An 18,247-nucleotide genomic window follows, 5' to 3' on the forward strand; every position below is an offset into this window, starting at 1 on the left:
CCTCTCCCTTTCTCCCCCTCTCCCTTTCTCCCCCTCTCCCTTTCTCCCCCTCTCCCTTTCTCCCCCTCTCCCTTTCTCCCCCTCTCCCCCTCTCCCCCTCTCCCTTTCTCAAAGAAAGACATGATTCTCGTCATCGATAACTACGACAGCTTTACTTACAACCTGGTGCAATATCTGGGCGAACTGGGTCAAACCGTCCCTGTGGCGTCCGAAATTCAGGTGTATCGCAACGATCGCATCACCCTCGAAGAGATTCGCCGACTCGACCCCAAAGGTATCGTCATTTCGCCGGGGCCAGGTCGTCCCGAAGACGCGGGAATTTCGATCGACATTATTCGCGAATTGGGATCGACGATGCCGATTTTGGGCGTTTGTCTCGGACATCAAGCGATCGGACAAGTTTTTGGCGGTGAAGTGGTGTCCGCCCCCGAACTCATGCACGGGAAAACCTCCGAAATCCACCATACCGACGCGGGCGTTTTTGCCGGACTCGAGAATCCCTTTACCGCAACCCGGTATCATAGTCTGGTTATCGATCGCGCCACCTGCCCCGACGTGCTAGAAATCACTGCCTGGGTAGACGACGGTACGATCATGGGCGTGCGACACCGCGACTATCCCCACATTCAAGGGGTACAGTTCCACCCGGAAAGCATTTTGACCGGATCGGGTAAAGCGCTGTTGCATAACTTTTTAACGAGTCTAACGAGTTTAAAGGCGACTGTACACGCATAATGAAACGGCGAGAACTGATTCGCTACCTACAATTAGGAGCGATCGCAACAGCGACAACGGGATGGTGGGGATCGAAATCTCCCAGCGTCGCGCAATCTGCGGCAAGTTTAGAAATCGAATATCTCGGTCATACCTGCTTTCGCTTTACCGGAAGCGATCGCCGAATCCTCGCCAATCCCTTCCGTACCCTCGGCTGTACCGCAGGCTACCCAGAACCCAACATCGACGACGCCGACTTAGTCTTGGTCAGCAGCTTTCTCCTCGACGAAGGGGCTGTCGATACCGTCCCCGAATCCAAACTTCTCTTCGAGTCGGGAATTTTCGAGGTGCAGGGAATGACCTTTGAAGGCATTCCCATTCCCCACGATCGCATCGGTGGAAACCGTTTCGGCACCAACGTCATTTGGACGTGGCAGCAAGGGGGACTCAAAATCGCCCACCTCGGCGGTGCAGCCGCCCCCATCGATGTCGAACAGCGCATCCTCATCGGACGCCCCGACATCGCCTTAATTCCCGTTGGCGGAAGCGAGAAAGCCTACACGGCCGAAGAAGCCAAACAAGCCGTGTCCGTTCTCAACCCGCGATTGGTGATTCCCACCCACTACCGAACGGCGGCGGCGGACGACAACGCCTGTGACATCGAACCGTTAGAAAATTTCTTAAACTTAATGGAAGGCACGGAAATTCGCGTCGCCGAGAGCAACCGTATCGCGTTAAATGCCAGCGATTTACCTCAACGCGACACCGTTATCCGCGTCTTGACTCCTCCCATTAACACGCCATTCTCACAATCCCAAGCCGATGCAGCACCTGTACGTCCAACGCCGCAACGCCCTTCTCGAAAAACTAAATAGCGGAACGGCTATCTTCCGCAGCGCACCGATGGCGGTGATGCACAACGACGTTGAATATGCGTTTCGACAAGATAGCGATTTCTTTTATTTAACGGGGTTTAACGAACCGAATGCCGTCGCAGTATTCGCCCCCCACCACGAAGAACATCAATTCGTCTTGTTCGTCGAACCCAAGGATTTAGAAAAAGAAATCTGGACGGGCTATCGTACTGGCGTCGATGCAGCCAAGGAGAAATACGGGGCAGACGAAGCGTTTTCCATCGATGAATTAGACGAGAAACTACCGGAATACCTGCAAAACGCAGACCGAATTTACTATCGCCTCGGACGAGACGAAGAATTCAACAACTGCGTCATCCAACATTGGCGTAAGCTGTTAGCCACTTATCCCAAACGGGGAACTGGCCCTGTGGCGTTGGAAGATCCTAGCCCACTCCTTCATTCGATGCGGTTAGTGAAAACCCCGGAAGAGTTAGATTTGATGCGAAAAGCGGCGAAAATTGCCGTTGACGCCCACAATCTAGCGATGGACGTGGCGAAACCGGGGCGGTACGAGTACGAAGTGCAGGCGGAAATGGAGCGAGTTTTTGCCCTTCACGGCGGTTCTCCGGCGTATCCGTCCATTGTCGCCTCGGGGGGAAACGCCTGTATTTTGCATTACGTGGAAAACCGCCGCCAGATGGAAGAAGGCGATTTGTTACTGATCGATGCGGGTTGTTCTTACAGTTATTACAACTCGGATATTACCCGGACGTTTTCCGTCGGCGGCGAATTTACACCGGAACAGCAAGCCATTTATGACATCGTTTTAGAAGCCCAAAAACAGGCGATCGCCTGCGTGTTACCGGGCGTTCCGTACAACGAATACCACGATGTAGCGGTACGGGTTATCGTCGAAGGCTTGCTCGATCTCGGCTTATTGTCGGGAGACATCGACGAGATTATCGAAGAAGAAAAATACAAGCCTTTTTATATGCACAAAACTGGGCATTGGTTGGGCTTAGACGTTCACGATGTCGGAACGTACAAACAGGGTGAAGAAAGCTGGCAGATTTTGCAACCGGGGAACGTGTTGACAGTGGAACCGGGAATTTATATTTCTCCCTACATTAAACCCGTTGAAGGACAGCCCGAAGTCGATGCGAAATGGCACGGAATCGGGGTTCGGATTGAAGACGACGTATTAGTGACAGAAGAGGTCTGTGAAGTTTTAACTGAAGGAGTTTCAAAGTAGTTTGTAGGGTGGGCATCGCCCACCTTCTTATTTCTCTGTGTCCTCTGTGTCTCTGTGGTGAATTTATAAGCTCGTCTCGAGAAAATCTAACACAACAAATAATTTATTTTTGATTTTTGTTGCTGTCGAGTTTCGTAAATTCAATTCAACCCAAAAATCTATTAACTTATTTGTTGTTCGATCTTCTTAAGACCTACTCTTTTTCATGAAAAATAAGTTTTAATGTTATCAATTTTAGCCAGTTTAAGCCTCACCATTTCCCCAACCACAGAACTCGCGCAACGCATCGGCGACGGAGCCGGAGAAACCTGTCGGACGATCGCCCTCACACCGGAGAGTACCCTGTACCTCTATCCGCGTCCGATTTCTTACGCCGACAACGACACCGCGATCGCCCCCGTATTCGACACCGAGCAAATCCATCTCGTTCGGGCGAACGTTCCCGGCGTAGACGGCGACGTTCGCACCTGGCACGAAATCGTCGATAGTATCGGAAATCGCGGCTATATCCTCGCTTTCGACCCCGCCACCGACCTCTCGACTCTGCGCTACTGCCAGTAAGAAAAACCACGCTACGGAAATCGTCGTATAAAATGTGTAGAAAAATAAGTAGATATCTCGACGAAGCTCGTTCACAGTGAGGAGATTTGGAAATATGACGGTAGGGCGTAACCGCACCTGGCTATCTCGCAGCCTAGGCACGATCGGATCGAGTGTCGCCGTTCTGTTCGCCGTCAGCCAGGGAGCAGCGATGGCGTCTCAAGACTCGATGGCGTATCGAATGCAAGACCCCAGCTTACAGCTACCTCCCCTCGGCGCGCCGGAAGAATTTTTACCCCCGGAAGAGGTCATCCCAGAAGGCGAACTCGACCGGCCGACTGCACCTCAAAACAAACCCGTCGCTCGGATCGAATTGAATCTCAGCGAACGCCGAGTCTATGTATATCTCGACGACAAAGTCGAAACCAGCTATCCGGTCGCCATAGGTAAGCCGGGTTGGGAAACGCCGGTCGGCGAATTCCAGGTGATGCACATGGCCGTCGATCCGACGTGGGAAAATCCCTGGACGGGAGAACTCATTCCCCCCGGTCCGAGCAGCCCGATCGGACGTGCGGTCATCGTATTCCACGAACTCGGCGATGACTGGGTGGCGTTCCACGGAACCCCTAACGAAGAACTGATCGGCCAGGCCGTCTCTCACGGCTGCGTTCGGATGCGGAACGAAGACATTTTGGCGATGTACGAAAAAGTCAATCCCGGTACGCCCGTCGTGGTCGTTCCGTAATTGCAGGTGAGGAGGTGAGAGAACAGTTACCAGTTACCAGTCACCAGTTACCCGTAACAACAGTGAACAGGTAGCAGTCTCTTCCCTCTTTCCTCTTTCCTGAAGAAGCTTCCCTACTCCAAAATTAGGCAAACACCCGATGTTTCAACGAGGGCATTTGACTGCGGACTTGTTCGAGGCGTTGGGGGTTGATTTCTGCGATCGCCACGCCGATTTTCGTTCCCGCATCGGAGAGAACGGTTCCCCAAGGGTCGATAATGGCTGCATGACCGTGGGAATGGCGCAATCCGTAATGACGGCCGGTTTGAGCGGGCGCTAGGACGTAACAGGTGTTTTCGATCGCCCGCGCCTGTAATAACACTTGCCAGTGATCTTTCCCCGTGTAGGCGGTAAAGGCTGCCGGAACGAACAGTAAATCTGCCCCGTTTAAAGATAAATGGCGGTACAGTTCTGGAAAACGAACGTCGTAACACACCGACAAGCCTAAGTGGCCCAAGGTGTCGGAAGTGTAGACTGGCGGCAGTTGAGTCCCCGCTTGTACCGTGCTGGACTCTTCATAGGTGTTACCGTCGGGTAAGTTAACATCGAACAGATGAACCTTGTGGTAGCGAGCCAGTTCTGTGCCGCTGGCATCGACTAATAGCGCCGTGTTGTAGACTTGCTTGCCGTTGACGGGAACGGGAAACCCTCCCCCTAAAATCGTGACTTGATAGCGTTGCGCCATGGTTTTGAGAAACGCAACGCTGGCTTTGGCAATGGTTTCGGCTTGGGCGATCTTGTCGGATTCTTCACCCAAAAACGAAAAGTTCTCTGGCAGTCCCACTAATTCCGCACCGCGACGGGCTGCTAAATCGATAAGTTCTTCTGCTTGTGCCAAATTTTTCTCCAAGTTCGGCACGCTGGTCATTTGAATTGCCGCAGCAAGGTATGACTTCATGGATTTCCCTAGAAACGACGATCGATCTCGAACGCTGGAGGTGCTGATGTTGACGAAATGGCTCCTGTGGAGCGTTGCCACCCTGGGGCTTATCGCCAGCAGTGCGACACCGGGACGAACCCAGGCTCGATGCCAGCAAGAAGAGGGTTTCGTCTTGTGTCTCGATCGAGATTGGCTACGGTATTATAACCAGCCATACTCCGAATTTGACTGGCAAAGTTATATTCGCAACCGCACGCCAGACCAGCCCTCGGACTATTACGACGATATCGATCGAATTTATCGCGAGGTTCTCGGACGAGCGGCCGAGGCGGCGGATTTGCAGCGATGGGGAGACGCGATCGTTTCCGGAACCGCTGTGGCCCAGGTGCGTCGTGCTGTCGCTGATAGCGAGGAAACCCAACAACGCCTCAACGATATTTATCGAGATTTGTTGGGACGAAACATCGACGATCGCAGTTTGGAGATTTGGCGAGACAAGTTAACTGAGGGGGCAACGCTGCGAGATGTTTACCGCGAAATCGTAACGGGTGAGGACACTCTCATTCAGTAAGCAGTCACCAGTCACCAGTTACCCGTGAAGACAGTTTTCAGTTCGGAGACATTTCTTCCGTGGCTTGCAAGGACGCTAGGAAGTTCGGCTCTTAAGGAAAGTTCGATCGGTATCCGTCGGGTTGTACGGTGGTCGAATCTCCTCGAGCGCCGGTTAGGTCTAAATCCCGAGAACGGAAAAAGTTGCTACCGCGCACGTCCGCCCCGACAAACCGGGCTAACTCTAAGTTGGTACGGCTGAAATCGGCATCGCGAAGATCGCTTTCGGTTAAGTCGGCGTTGAATAAATCGGCACCTTGCAAGTTTGCCCCGCGCAAGTTCGCCCCGCGCAAGTTCGCCCCGCGCAAGTTCGCTCGCGTCAGGTTGACACCCCGTAAGTCTGCTGCCGTTAAGTTGGTTTGGTAGAGTGTAGCGTCGCCGAGTTCGACTTGGAACAGGCAGACACGATACAAACAGGCTTTTGATAGGTTGGCATAGGGTAAATAAGCCGACGTGAGATCGCTTGCGGTTAAGTCGATATCGCGCAGATCGGCTGCAAATAAATTGGATTCGCTTAAGTTAATATCGCGAAAGTGTCGATCGCCATTTCGATAGGCGGCGAGAAGGTCTAGAGCGCGTACCCGTCGCATGGAAAAGGGACTAGATTTGTGGCAGCCTAACTGCTCGTTCGAAATCGTCACGTCTCGTTTTACAGAACGATTCAGGCCAGAAATTTTAACTATGTATTAAGTCAGCTTCATAAAACTTAAGAGTTACTTAACGATCGCAAAGCGCCTTAAATTCTCTTAAATTTCTTTAAAATATACCCGATTTTATCTTGACAAAAAAGCACAAATGTGATTATAAAAAGCGCCATAAAAGTGTGAAGCACGTTTCGTTCTCAACCAGCAAAATGTCAAAATCGATAAAAGTCGTCGCCACTCCATAGCGCTTTCATGTCAATCCATCGCGATTCGATCGCCCAACACTATCACGAACGGACGAAATACCATCCCGAAACGATCGGTCAGAAGGTTCCCAATATCGATTGGGATCGCCCTCCCGTTCCGTTCAAAGATTACAAACTCGGTACGTCGATCGATATGACACCGTACTCGAACGACGACGCCTCTGAGGAAAACTGGCAACGATTGTCTCGACTGTTGTACTGCACCTACGGGGTCACTGCCCGCATTCCCACACTCAGCCACGACGACGTTCTGTTGCGGGCTGCGCCGTCGGCTGGGGGGCTGTATCCAGCGGAAGTCTATCTGATTTCGCGAGGCACCTCCGAACTTCCCCCAGGACTCTACAACTACCAAAGTCGCGATCGCTCTCTTCTGTGCTTTTGGGACAGCAACCCCTGGGACGACTTGCAAAAAAGTTGTTTTTGGCATCCCGCCTTAGAAACAACCCGACTCGCGATCGTCACGACGGCGGTATTTTTCCGTTCGGCTTGGCGATATCAAGACCGCGCCTACCGTCGCATTCACCTCGATACCGGTCACGTATTGGGCAATCTGGAACTCGCCGCCGCCTTCACTGACTACCGACCCCATCTCATCGGCGGGTTTTGCGACGAGGCGGTCGATCGACTGCTGTACCTCGATCCCGAGGAAGAAGGGGCGATCGCTGTGATTCCCCTGGCAGATTTGCGCGATCGCGAGCAACATCTCCCTCACTATCCGGCCGCCTTACCCTCGAAAATCGATCGCGACTATCCCGAGTTAGAAGACGGCTCTCTGCTGCACTATCTCCACCGAGCCAGCAGTATCGACAGCGAACTCCCGACCCCCGATCGCCATCCCGACACCTTAGCGGACAAATACAATTTTCCTTTCTGTTCTAAAGTCTCGGTCGAGACTCCGCCGATCGATTGGGAAAACAATTTGAGCGGGTTAGAAACGACGATTCTCAAACGTCGCTCGACCCGTGCTTACACCGGGGCGGCTTTGGAATTCGATCGCCTCAAAGCAATTCTCGATTTTACCTATCATCCCGAGAATTACGTTGGATTCGGCTTAGATAACGATCCCGACTATTTCGATCTAGAGTCGATCCAAACCTTTGTTGCCGTTTCTGCCATTGACGGGTTAGAATCTGGCTGCTATTACTACGCACCGAACGCTCGAGAATTGCGACAAATTCGTTTTAAAAATTTTCGCCGAGAACTTCATTTTTTGTGTTTGGGGCAAGATTTAGGACGCGATGCGGCTGCTGTCATCTTCCATACAGCCGATTTAGCCAAAGCCGTCGATCGATACGGCGATCGATGCTACCGTTACCTCCATCTCGATGCCGGCCACCTCGGCCAGCGAACCAATCTCGCCGCCATTTATCTCAACTGTGGCGTCAGCGGCATTGCTGGCTTTTTCGACGATCGCGTCAACGATATTCTCGGAATTCCTGAAGATGAAGCTGTACTATACCTCACGACCCTCGGACAACCCCAGGTGAGGAGGTGAGGAGGGGAAGCCAGGGAGCAGGGGAGAAACTATCAACGGTCTTCGCTGGTAAGGGGTGACTGGTGACGGGTGACTGTCTTCACGGGTGACGGGTGATTGAAAACACTGTTCGCGGTAAAAGCTGTGTGACGAATCGACAAGTTTGGCAATATGGTTTTAGGGTTTTTAGTGGGTGGTGTACGTTGGCGGTGCGTAACGATTTATCGGTCTACGAATTTACACCCGATCTTTCAAGTCACGCATCCTTGTATGTGGGTGGTGTACGTTGGCGGTGCGTGACGATTTATCGGTCTACGGATTTACACCCGATTTTTCAAGTCACGCATCCTTGTTTGTGGGTGGTGTACGTTGGCGGTGCGTGACGATTTATCGGTCTTACGGATTTACACCCGATTTTTCAAGTCACGCATCCTTGTTTGTGGGGGGTGTACATTGGCGGTGCGTGACGAGTTATCGGTCTTACGGATTTACACCCGATTTTTCAAGTCACGCACCCTACGACTTAACTATCAACTATCTTCACGTGTTATCTGAGTACGACATTTTCGATCGCATTTACGAAAGCTCTCACTCCTTGGTGTCTCGGGGGGTGCGCCGCTGCGATCGCCAGCCCGTCGTTCTCAAACAGCTCAAACAAAATTTTCCCACGGCTCGAGAACTCTTACGGTACAAGCAGGAATACGAGATCGTGCGATCGCTGTCTCTTCAAAGTACCGTTCGCGCCTACGAGTTAATCCCTTACCAAAACACGCTCGTTATCGTTTTTGAAGATATTGGCGGCGTTTGCCTCAAAACGCTTCTAAAAACCCGTCAGCTTGCCTTCAATATCCGAATTGAAATTGCTGTCAAAATTGCGAACGCTCTGACGGAAATTCATCGGGAAAACATCATCCATAAAGACATCAACCCCGCAAATATTATCTACAACTGCGACACCGGACAGCTCAAAATTATCGATTTTGGAATTTCGAGCCGAACGGCAGTCGAAAACCCAGTTCTGTCGAGTCCCCAAGGATTAGAAGGTACGCTGGCATATGTGTCGCCCGAACAAACCGGACGCACCAACCGCCCCGTCGATTACCGCACGGACTTCTACTCCCTCGGGGCGACGCTGTACGAACTGTTCGCCGGCCGCCCTCCCTTCACCAAACAAGACGACCTGGAGCTGGTTCACTGTCACATTGCCAAACCGCCGACCCCCTTAAGCTACCTCGATCCCGACCTCCCCGCTCCCCTCAGCGCGATCGTCAGCAAACTGTTAGCCAAATCTCCCGAGAACCGCTACCAAAGTTCTCAAGGGATCGCTGCCGACCTCGAAACCTGTTTGCAACAGTGGCGTGCGACGGGAACTGTCGAAGCCTTTCCGCTAGGTCGTTGCGATGCGGCGGAAACTTTCCAAATTCCCGACAAACTTTACGGCCGCGAAGCCGAACTCCACACGCTCCTGTCTGCTTTCGATCGCGTCGCGGCCGGCTCGCGAGAGCTAATGCTGGTGTCGGGCTATTCCGGTGTCGGCAAATCTTCGCTCGTGGCGGAACTGCAAAAACCCGTAACCGCCCGACGGGGTTACTTCGTGGCGGGAAAATTCGATCGACTCCAGCGTAACGTTCCTTATAGCGCTCTGGCGGTGGCGCTGGCGGCTCTGGTGCGACAACTGCTGGCGGAAAGTCCGATGCGGCTCCAGCGGTGGAAACAGCAAATTCAAGAGGCCCTCGATCCCAACGCCCGCCTCGTGGTCGATGCGATTCCCGAACTGAAAGCGATCGTCGGCGAACTGCCTCCGTTGGGGGATCTCGACCCTACGGAAGTTCAAAACCGCTTTCGCTTGGCGTTTCAAAAGTTCGTGCGCCTGTTTTGCCGCAAGGAACATCCGCTCGTGTTGTTTCTCGACGATTTACAGTGGGCCGACCGGGCGACGCTGAAACTGATCGAATCTGTCGTTACGGATGAAGACGATCGCTATTTGTTCGTGGTTGGGGCTTATCGAGATAACGAAGTCAAGACGTCTGATGCGCTGGCCGTGACCTTGGCGGAAATTGAAGAACGCGGCGCGATCGTCAATTGGATTGCTTTGCATCCTCTCAGTGAGGCGCAGGTGGCTTGTCTGCTCTGCGATACTTTACGCCGGACGGTTCCCGAGGTGCGTTCTTTAGCTCGGTTGGTGTGTCGGAAAACTCGAGGCAATCCGTTTTTTATCCGTCAGTTCTTACAGGCTCTGCACCGCGAACAGCTCCTGGTGTTTAACGTCAGTCGGGGACAGTGGCAGTGGCATCTCGATCGCATTGAGGAACGGGATATCACTGAAAACGTGGTGGAACTGACCCTCTCGAACGTGCGCTTTTTACCGCCTGCGACTCAACGCTTGCTACAACTGGCAGCCTGCATCGGCAACCGCTTCGATCTCGCAACCCTCTCGTGTTTGGCCGAACAGTCTCCGATAGAGACCTATGAGAACCTCGGCGACGCGATCGATGCCGGCCCGATCGTGCAAATCTCGGTCGCCGAGATCGTTGGCGATAACAGCCTGGTCGATCGCGCCGATGCCTTTCAGTTTAAATTTCTCCACGATCGCATTCAACAGGCGGCTATCTCTCAAGTCGATTGGCAACGCCAGCAACAGCTCAATTTGCGCTTGGGACGGATGCTGTGCGAGACGCTATCTCCTGAAGAACGGGAAGACCGCATTTTTGAAATCGTCGATCGCTTTAACGTGGCTCTCGAGCTTATCGACGATCCGAGCGAACGCCGCCGTCTGGCCGAACTGAACAGCAAGGCGGGAGACCGAGCGTTAGAGGCAACGGCGTACAGTGCCGCCTGTCAGTACTTGCGATCGGGGATTGCTTGTATGACGCAGGCGTGTTGGGATAGTGACTACGACCTCACACTCGAGCTGTACGCGCAGTTGGCGCAAGCGGAATATCTCAACGGCAATTTCGAGGCGTCGAGCGATCTTATCGACACGATCGTCGCTCGCGTGCGATCGCCCCTCGATAAAGCGAAAATTCAGGCGATCGCGATCGTCCAAACCACCCTAGAAGGGCAGTACGATCGCGCCATCGAGATCGGCCGGGACGCACTGCGATCGCTCGGCATCGATCTCCCCCAACAGAATCTGGAGGCGGCGTTAACGGCGGAAGTCGAACGGGTCAACGCCAGCTTGCAAAACCGCAGGGTCGCCGACATCGTTCGCGAACCGGAGATCGCCGACGAAACGGTTCGAGTGGCGTTGCGACTCCTCGACAAACTGCTACCGCCAACCTACATCAGCGATCGCCGTTTGATGGCCGCGATCGCCGTCGAACTGACGAACCTGTCTCTCCAGTACGGTCTGGCGGCTGAATCCTCGACGGGATTCGCGTTTTACGGCATTCTTCTGGTCACGGCGTTTGAGGACTATCGCCTCGCTTACCAATTCGGACGTTTGGCGATGGAAACTGCCGAGCGGTTCGGCAACCTCACATACCAATGTAAGGCGTATCACGTGTATTACAGTTGCATTCACCATTGGGTCGAACCCCTGCGCTCGTCCCAGGCCATCGGCGATGCGGGCTATCAAGCTGGACTCGACGGCGGCGAGCTACAGTACGCGGGATATTTGTTACACGGTCGCGCCATCAACAAATTTTATCGGGCGATGCCGTTATCGGATCTGTTAAAACGGCTCGATTTGTTTTTGAAATTCGCCCACACTACCCATAACCAAGTGACTGCCGATACGCTGCTGGGCATTAAACTGGCGACGGTGCGACTGATCTCAGACGAGACGAGTTCGGAGGGGTCGCAGGCGCAACTTCCTACGGAAACGGAATATCTCGATACTTGCCAAAGCCATCAGAGTGGGTTTGCGCTCTGTACTTACCGCATTTTACAAAGCCAAATCGCTCTCCTCGAAGGTCGCCCTCACGAGGCGCTCGAGGCGGCTGAAATTGCCCTCGACCTTCTCGAATGTATCCCAGGATACGTTCATATCGCCGAACATAACTTTTATTACTCTCTGGCGATCGCTGCGGCTTGGGACGGGTTCGACGTGCGGCAACAAGAGCGCTATCGCTCGATCTTGCAACGCAATCAAGCGCAACTCGAACGCTGGTCGAGCCACTGTCCCGAAAACTTTCAGCATCAATACTTACTCGTCGAAGCCGAGCGATCGCGCCTCGACGGGGCGTCTTTCGAGACCATCGACCTTTACGATAGCGCCATCGAAGAAGCTTGGGATGGGGAATTCGTTCAAAACGCCGCCTTGGGATGCGAGCTGGCCGCCCGTTTTTGGCTGAGGTTAGAAAAGGAAGATTTCGCGCAATTGTATTTCAAAAAAGCGCGGTATTATTATCAGATCTGGGGAGCTGGGGCGAAAGTGGCGGCCCTAGAACGCCAACACTGCGATCTGTTGTTCGCGACGTCCGGTCAACGCGCGACGACGGTTTCAGCGCGATCGACGAACGATGCGACTCAATCGTTGGATACGGCCTCTCTGCTCAAAGTGACTCGAGCGATCGTCAGCGAAATCGTACTCGATAAGTTCTTGGCGACGCTGCTGCGGATCGCGATCGAAAACGCCGGGGCGAGTAAGGGCTGTTTGCTGTTACCGATAGATCCGAACGCTTCAGAGGAGCGATCGTTCGTCATCGAAGCCGAGGCCAGCATCGATGACGAGGAGGTGACGGTGTTGCAAGCCAAACCTCCCGAGGGTCGCGTTCCTCTCAGTGCGATTCACTACGTCGATCGCACGGGTTCTGACGCGATCGTCAACGAAGTCAGTCAAGACAGTCGCTTTGCCAACGATTCCTATGTGACTCATTACGACGTACAGTCTTTGTTGGGGATGCCAATTCTCCACAGCGGCAAGCTCATCGGGATTTTGTATCTCGAAAACACGCTCATCGCCAATGCGTTTACGCCCTCACGTATCGAACTGTTGCGGGTTCTGTCGGCGCAAGCGGCGATCGCCCTCGACAACGCGTTACTCTACACTTCTCTCGAACGTAAAGTCAGCGATCGCACTCAAGAACTGCAACAGAAAAATATTTTTCTCGAACAAACCCTCGACAAACTGCAACGGACGCAAGCTCAACTCATTCAAACGGAGAAAATGTCGAGTTTGGGGCAATTGGTGGCAGGTGTCGCCCACGAAATTAACAACCCCATCGGATTTATTTATAGTAATCTGAACCCCGCCCAGGAGTACGTTCGCGATCTCCTCGATCTCATCACCACCTACGAGCGAGAGTATCCCGATCCCACCGCAGCGATCGCCGAAAAACGAGAAGAAATCGACCTCGAGTTTATTGCGGACGACGTTCGGCGACTTCTCGATTCAATGCAAATTGGGGCCGATCGCATTCGCGAAATCGTCGTGTCTCTGCGTAACTTCTCCCGCCTCGACGAAGCGGAGATGAAACCGGTTCACCTCCACGACGGCCTCGACAGTACTTTCTTGATTTTGCAGTCTCGCTTCAAACAGGAAGGACAGCGTCGGGAAATTGCCATCGAACGTCACTATAGCGATCTCCCTAAAGTCGTTTGCTACGCCAGCCAACTCAATCAAGTGTTTATGAATATTATCGGAAATAGCTGCGACGCTCTCGAAGCCAGACGCCTCGAACTCGAACCCGAGGAACCGCCGAAGATTACCGTTCGTACTGAATGCCAGGCTGGTCGTAGGGTAGTGATTGCTATTTCTGATAACGGTTGCGGTATGGACGAGGCTGTCAAAAATCGCCTGTTCGATCCGTTTTTCACGACTAAACCGGTGGGAAAAGGGACGGGGTTGGGTTTGGCAATTAGCTATCAAATTGTTGTGGAAAAACACGGCGGTCGCCTTCATTGCGAGTCTGTCCCCGGACAAGGGACGACATTCGCGATCGAAATTCCCGTTTCGCCGAAGGAGATGGAGTGAGGGGGCGGTGGGGAAAAGGGAACGGGGAATCGGGAACGGGGAACGGGGAACGGGGAATCGAGATAAAGGGTTCCAATTTTTTTTATTATGTTGGAATCGATGAAAACTCATCGGTCACTTTTATATTTGCTGATATCTCAAAGAATTAATAGGCGATCGTAGTTATATTAATGCAACGGCGATCGGCTTTTTAGATAGGTAGAACCCCTGTTCTATACAAAATATCATGCGATCGCTTAAGAGTTGCGATCGATATCCCCCTAATTTTTATCATCAGTCCGACAGATCTAAATTTATCAAAAAATAAAAACACAGTTTAAAATCCTCTTTCAAAGCGCAAGTTTAAGCGCTTTTGCCTGTTGTAACATGGAATAGAAAGATTGATAGCGGCTGCCAAGAACAGCCTCATTTTGGAGGAGTTATCCTATGGTCAGACATGGATATTTAGTTTTGCTAGACTTTATCGGTAAAACCCTGACGATCGACGGTATGGTTGTAGAATCCCAAGCGGGATTTCGAGGCTTTGACTGTGTTCCATTTGGGACGCACACCTTGGCTTACAAACCGGATCGTTCGCCAAAAATCACGATTGAAATCGATGTCCCGGCGAACGATGCTGTCGTCTACGAGCTACAGGGTGATAGCATCGGGGCTGCGAGCATTGTGAAATCAGACCCCTCTAAGACCAATCGCTATCGCCAACTGGCCCTCAGCGGTGCAATGGGCTTTACTCTGTACTCCTATCCTGGTAGTTGCAAATCCTTGAGCCAATCTCGCGAAGTTGTCGAGGAAATATTCAGCGGTAACAACCGTTTACATTATCTTCTACGCTATGAATATGATTTGAGTCCCGATGACATTCAGTCTGTTCGTTTTGCTCCGAATGCGGTGGAATTCGACACGAAATCTCGCCCTTTTGCCTTCAAACTTTTGCCATTTTTCGATACGTTTAACCTTCTGGTTTTTGTTCCCGATCCTAAATATGTTGCGTACAGTCAAGCCCTCGATCCGGCTCTCTGGCAAAGGGTAAACAATCTCATCGATGAATGGAAAGATACAGAACCTGTAGATCCGATTGATTTGGAAGTCCCTCAGAAGCCGTTAGGAGTAGCCTTTAACCGCCTTTGAGGATGCGTAGTTGGGTATATCTCAAAACTGTAAATTGTTAGAAATCTGGTATCTCTAAGAGTACGCAGAAATACGGTTTCGATCGCGATCGCTGTTTCCGGCGATCGCGAATACCAACTCAACGAGACGGAAAGGCTTCAGTGCATTTCGCCGGTGTCCCACCTTTAAACTGATAACGGGCTGTCTTCACGGGTGGCTGAAAAAAGGCGATAATAAAAAACCCTCCATTATCAATTATCAATTATCCATTCCCTACAGATGCTGAACTCTCCACGTCCTCCTATTCCCGCCCAAACTTGGAACTGGACGTTCGATCGCGAGTGGGACGATCCCTATACCGTTCGCTATCAAAGCAATCTCGACGACGGCCCCGACCACGGAATGCCCCTCGGTGGCTTTGGGGCGGGCTGCATTGGGCGATCGCCCCGAGGAGAGTTTAACCTCTGGCATCTCGACGGCGGCGAACATATATTCCAAAACTTACCTGCTTGTCAGTTCTCTGTTTATGAAGAGAGCAACGGCAAAAGTCAAGCCTTCGCACTCAGTCCAGAATTCCCAGAAGACGGGAGCCTTAGCGCCTGGAGTTACTACCCCAAACAGACGCAAGACGGTAAAAACACCGCCACCTATCGCGCTCTCTACCCTCGCAGTTGGTTCGTTTACGAAAACGTTTTCGATACTATTCTTACCTGCGAACAGTTTTCTCCCATCGTTCCCCACAACTACCAAGAAACCAGCTATCCCCTAGCAATTTTCGAGTGGACGGCCCACAACCCCACTGACGAACCGATTACCCTCAGCATCCTCTTAACTTGGGAAAACATCGCCGGATGGTTTACCAACACCCTGAAATCCCCGGAAGTGCGAGTGCGCGACGACGGAAGCCCCGTCTACGACTATAAACCCCGCTGGGGCGAGAGTGGGGGGAATTTCAACCGTTGGATCGAGGATTTTTCCCGGTTGGGTTGTTTGATGAACAGTGGTGACATCGGACTCGACGCCACGGAAGAGGGACAGGGACAACTGGTGTTGGCCACCGTCACTAATCCCGCTGTGGAAGTCACCTACCACACCCGCTGGAACCCCGTCGGCGACGGTGGAGAAGTGTGGAACAGCTTCGCCAGCGACGGAACTCTCTGCAACGAGGAAGATGAAACCCCGGCGAAACTGGGCGATCGCATTGCGGGGGCGATCGCGGTTCGCTTCACCGTCCGTCCCGGCCGCACTCGGAAAATTCCTTTTATTTTGGCGTGGGATTTCCCAATTACGGAATTCGCCGCTGGAATTCAAGCTTATCGACGCTATACGGACTTTTTCGGACGCAGCGGTCGTAACGCTTGGTCGATGGTACGGACGGCGTTGAAGCATTCGGATATGTGGAAAGAGGCGATCGTAGACTGGCAACAGCCGATTCTCGAGGACGAGAGTTTGCCGGATTGGTTCGAGATGGCGTTGTTTAACGAACTCTACGATCTCAGCAGCGGCGGGAGTTTGTGGACGGCGGCGGACGAGGAGGAACCGAAAGGCCGCTTTGGGGTGTTGGAAAGTTTCGATTATCGCTGGTATGAAAGTTTAGACGTGCGGCTGTACGGCTCTTTTGCCCTGTTGCAGTTGTGGCCGGAGTTAGAAAAGTCAGTTTTGCGCGGTTTCGCGCGGGCAATTCCCACCGCCGACAAGACGCCTCGTGTCATCGGTTACAACGGTGCCTCGGCGATTCGCAAAGCAGCGGGGGCAACGCCGCACGATTTGGGGGCAGCCAACGAGCATCCTTGGATACAGACGAATTACACCAGCTATCAGGATTGTAATTTGTGGAAGGATTTGCCCTGCGATTTCGTGTTGCAGGTGTATCGGGATTTCCGGTTTACGGGTGGCGACGATGTGGAGTTTTTGCGGGAGTGTTGGGGTGCGATCGTGCAAACCCTGGCATATTTGAAGGAATTCGATAAAGACGGCGATGGAATTCCTGAAAACGGCGGCGCACCGGATCAGACGTTCGACGATTGGCGGTTGAAGGGGATTAGTGCCTATTGCGGCGGCTTGTGGTTGGCGGCGTTGCAGGCGGCGATCGCGATTGGGGAAGTGTTGAAAGCTTCGCCGCCGCAATGGAATGCCAGTAATTCTCGTGCCAACGTTCCCCCTCCCGAGGAACTGTTACCGGTTTATCGTGCGTGGTTGGAACAGGCAAAACCCCTGTATCACAACACTCTCTGGAACGGCAGTTATTACCGCCTCGACAGTGAAAGCGGTTCGGATGTGGTGATGGCGGATCAGCTTTGCGGGCAGTTTTACGCGCAATTGTTGGATTTAGACGATATCGTTCCCCACAACTGCGCTTTAGTGGCGTTGCGAACGGTTTACGACAGTTGTTTTGTGCAGTTTAACGCCAATCGAACGGTTGCGATCGGGGCGGCTAACGGCGTGATGCCAGATGGTTCGCCGGAAGATCCCAACGCCACTCATCCGTTAGAGGTTTGGACGGGAATTAATTTCGGTCTCGCCGCGTTTATGGTGTTAATGGGAATGCAAAAGGAAGCGTTAGCCATGACGGAATCTGTGGTTCGCCAAATTTATGAAGGTGGTTTGCAATTCCGCACCCCGGAAGCGATTACCGCTGCCCGTACTTTTCGAGCGGGTCACTATTTACGGGCGATGGCAATTTGGGGGCTGTTTATGATGTTGAAAAAGGGATAAATTCAGTATAAAAAGGGTGCATCCCAGTTTTGCAATGAGTAAGAGTACTTAGAGCGGTTTGAGAGAAGGGAGTTAAGCTAAAAGGAGTTGCCCAAGTCGGAGTCAAGCCTAGCTCATGGATGCTGAAAAACGTCGCCAAATTCAAGCTCACGCTCGAGCGATTGCCGCTCTACTCTACGAAGGAAGTGACCCAGAAGAGATTCAAACCCTATCTGGCATCGAAAAAACCGTCCGTCATCAGCTATTAGAACACGTTAGCCCAGAAGTGGGAAATTTTTATCCTAAAACAGACAGCGGCAGCCAAGGCGGAAGAAAACGGACGGTAAAAAGTCTTACTCGGTCGCTTGAGTCTGAGCGAGCCACAAGCCCAGAAGCTAGAGGTCAAAGCACACAGTCGATGGAGTCCCGAGCTGGAGAAATGCTGTTTACTCCTGAGCGCCAACTCCTCCTACGAGCGGGCGGCTCAAGATCTTGAGGTCTTAACGGGC

Annotated in this window: 13 protein-coding genes and 1 pseudogene; 12 read left to right on the forward strand and 2 right to left on the reverse strand. The window is 52.5% G+C overall.

The genetic code is table 11. The features are described 5' to 3' along the window. Positions 1 to 120: 120 nt before the first annotated feature. The 5 genes from GEI7105_RS0102290 to GEI7105_RS0102310 all read left to right on the forward strand — a co-directional run bounded on the left by GEI7105_RS0102290 (position 121) and on the right by GEI7105_RS0102310 (position 4,108). Positions 121 to 735 (forward strand): anthranilate synthase component II, encoded by a 615-nt coding sequence (locus GEI7105_RS0102290; RefSeq protein ID WP_017658865.1) that lies wholly within the window; start codon positions 121 to 123, stop codon positions 733 to 735. Further along, positions 735 to 1,589, forward strand: coding sequence for an MBL fold metallo-hydrolase (locus GEI7105_RS0102295; protein ID WP_017658866.1), 855 nt, complete (start codon positions 735 to 737; stop codon positions 1,587 to 1,589). The genes GEI7105_RS0102290 and GEI7105_RS0102295 overlap by 1 nt, the downstream gene beginning before the upstream one ends. Then, positions 1,537 to 2,823 carry an aminopeptidase P N-terminal domain-containing protein gene (locus GEI7105_RS0102300; protein ID WP_017658867.1) on the forward strand — a complete coding sequence of 429 codons (1,287 nt, stop codon included), beginning with the start codon at positions 1,537 to 1,539 and terminating at the stop codon, positions 2,821 to 2,823. The genes GEI7105_RS0102295 and GEI7105_RS0102300 overlap by 53 nt, the downstream gene beginning before the upstream one ends. A 222-nt stretch (positions 2,824 to 3,045) precedes the next feature. After that, positions 3,046 to 3,384: a hypothetical protein gene (locus GEI7105_RS0102305; RefSeq protein ID WP_017658868.1), complete on the forward strand. Its 339-nt coding sequence runs from the start codon at positions 3,046 to 3,048 to the stop codon at positions 3,382 to 3,384. 94 nt (positions 3,385 to 3,478) lie between these two features. Continuing rightward, the gene (locus tag GEI7105_RS0102310) at positions 3,479 to 4,108 is read left to right on the forward strand and encodes a L,D-transpeptidase (RefSeq protein ID WP_017658869.1); all 630 of its coding nucleotides are present in this window, start codon (positions 3,479 to 3,481) and stop codon (positions 4,106 to 4,108) included. A 124-nt stretch (positions 4,109 to 4,232) separates the two neighbouring features. On the opposite strand, the gene GEI7105_RS0102315 is transcribed toward GEI7105_RS0102310, so the two are convergent. After that, positions 4,233 to 5,045: a carbon-nitrogen hydrolase family protein gene (locus GEI7105_RS0102315; RefSeq protein WP_017658870.1), complete on the reverse strand. Its 813-nt coding sequence runs from the start codon at positions 5,043 to 5,045 to the stop codon at positions 4,233 to 4,235. Between the two features lie 46 nt (positions 5,046 to 5,091). On the opposite strand from GEI7105_RS0102315, the gene GEI7105_RS0102320 reads away from it, so the two are divergent. Further along, entirely contained in the window at positions 5,092 to 5,598 is a 507-nt protein-coding gene (locus GEI7105_RS0102320) for a DUF4214 domain-containing protein (protein ID WP_017658871.1), read from the forward strand. A gap of 91 nt (positions 5,599 to 5,689) precedes the next feature. Here the strand turns inward: GEI7105_RS0102320 and GEI7105_RS0102325 are convergent, their stop codons facing one another. Further along, complete coding sequence (locus tag GEI7105_RS0102325) at positions 5,690 to 6,277, reverse strand: pentapeptide repeat-containing protein (RefSeq protein WP_017658872.1); 588 nt, start codon at positions 6,275 to 6,277, stop codon at positions 5,690 to 5,692. A 255-nt stretch (positions 6,278 to 6,532) separates the two neighbouring features. On the opposite strand from GEI7105_RS0102325, the gene GEI7105_RS0102330 reads away from it, so the two are divergent. The 6 genes and pseudogenes from GEI7105_RS0102330 to GEI7105_RS41220 form a co-directional block, all read left to right on the forward strand. Next, complete coding sequence (locus GEI7105_RS0102330; RefSeq protein ID WP_017658873.1) at positions 6,533 to 8,041, forward strand: SagB/ThcOx family dehydrogenase; 1,509 nt, start codon at positions 6,533 to 6,535, stop codon at positions 8,039 to 8,041. Between the two features lie 125 nt (positions 8,042 to 8,166). Next, a complete protein-coding gene (locus GEI7105_RS36560) occupies positions 8,167 to 8,403 on the forward strand; it encodes a hypothetical protein (protein ID WP_144053642.1) in 237 nt (78 codons plus the stop codon). 56 nt (positions 8,404 to 8,459) lie between these two features. Beyond that, entirely contained in the window at positions 8,460 to 13,937 is a 5,478-nt protein-coding gene (locus GEI7105_RS0102335; RefSeq protein ID WP_158413145.1) for a trifunctional serine/threonine-protein kinase/ATP-binding protein/sensor histidine kinase, read from the forward strand. Positions 13,938 to 14,363: 426 nt separating this feature from the next. After that, a complete protein-coding gene (locus GEI7105_RS28715) occupies positions 14,364 to 15,065 on the forward strand; it encodes a hypothetical protein (protein WP_144053643.1) in 702 nt (233 codons plus the stop codon). A 258-nt stretch (positions 15,066 to 15,323) separates the two neighbouring features. Then, the gene (locus tag GEI7105_RS0102350; RefSeq protein WP_017658877.1) at positions 15,324 to 17,759 is read left to right on the forward strand and encodes a GH116 family glycosyl hydrolase; all 2,436 of its coding nucleotides are present in this window, start codon (positions 15,324 to 15,326) and stop codon (positions 17,757 to 17,759) included. Positions 17,760 to 18,139: 380 nt separating this feature from the next. Further along, positions 18,140 to 18,247: pseudogene (locus GEI7105_RS41220) on the forward strand (ISKra4 family transposase); the annotation flags it as partial.

It is taken from the genome of Baaleninema simplex PCC 7105 (assembly GCF_000332355.1).
In the GTDB taxonomy this organism is placed as follows: Bacteria; Cyanobacteriota; Cyanobacteriia; order Cyanobacteriales; family Geitlerinemataceae; genus Baaleninema; species Baaleninema simplex.

What these genes read in the sequence shown, in the direction of transcription:
- GEI7105_RS28715 (WP_144053643.1), top strand. Translation starts at nt 14,364, where the DNA reads ATGGTCAGACATGGATATTTAGTTTTGCTAGACTTTATCGGTAAAACC.
- GEI7105_RS0102300 (WP_017658867.1), top strand. Translation starts at nt 1,537, where the DNA reads ATGCAGCACCTGTACGTCCAACGCCGCAACGCCCTTCTCGAAAAACTA.
- GEI7105_RS0102310 (WP_017658869.1), top strand. Translation starts at nt 3,479, where the DNA reads ATGACGGTAGGGCGTAACCGCACCTGGCTATCTCGCAGCCTAGGCACG.
- GEI7105_RS0102295 (WP_017658866.1), top strand. Translation starts at nt 735, where the DNA reads ATGAAACGGCGAGAACTGATTCGCTACCTACAATTAGGAGCGATCGCA.
- GEI7105_RS0102305 (WP_017658868.1), top strand. Translation starts at nt 3,046, where the DNA reads ATGTTATCAATTTTAGCCAGTTTAAGCCTCACCATTTCCCCAACCACA.
- GEI7105_RS0102330 (WP_017658873.1), top strand. Translation starts at nt 6,533, where the DNA reads ATGTCAATCCATCGCGATTCGATCGCCCAACACTATCACGAACGGACG.
- GEI7105_RS0102315 (WP_017658870.1), bottom strand. Translation starts at nt 5,045, where the DNA reads ATGAAGTCATACCTTGCTGCGGCAATTCAAATGACCAGCGTGCCGAAC.
- GEI7105_RS0102320 (WP_017658871.1), top strand. Translation starts at nt 5,092, where the DNA reads ATGTTGACGAAATGGCTCCTGTGGAGCGTTGCCACCCTGGGGCTTATC.
- GEI7105_RS0102290 (WP_017658865.1), top strand. Translation starts at nt 121, where the DNA reads ATGATTCTCGTCATCGATAACTACGACAGCTTTACTTACAACCTGGTG.
- GEI7105_RS0102350 (WP_017658877.1), top strand. Translation starts at nt 15,324, where the DNA reads ATGCTGAACTCTCCACGTCCTCCTATTCCCGCCCAAACTTGGAACTGG.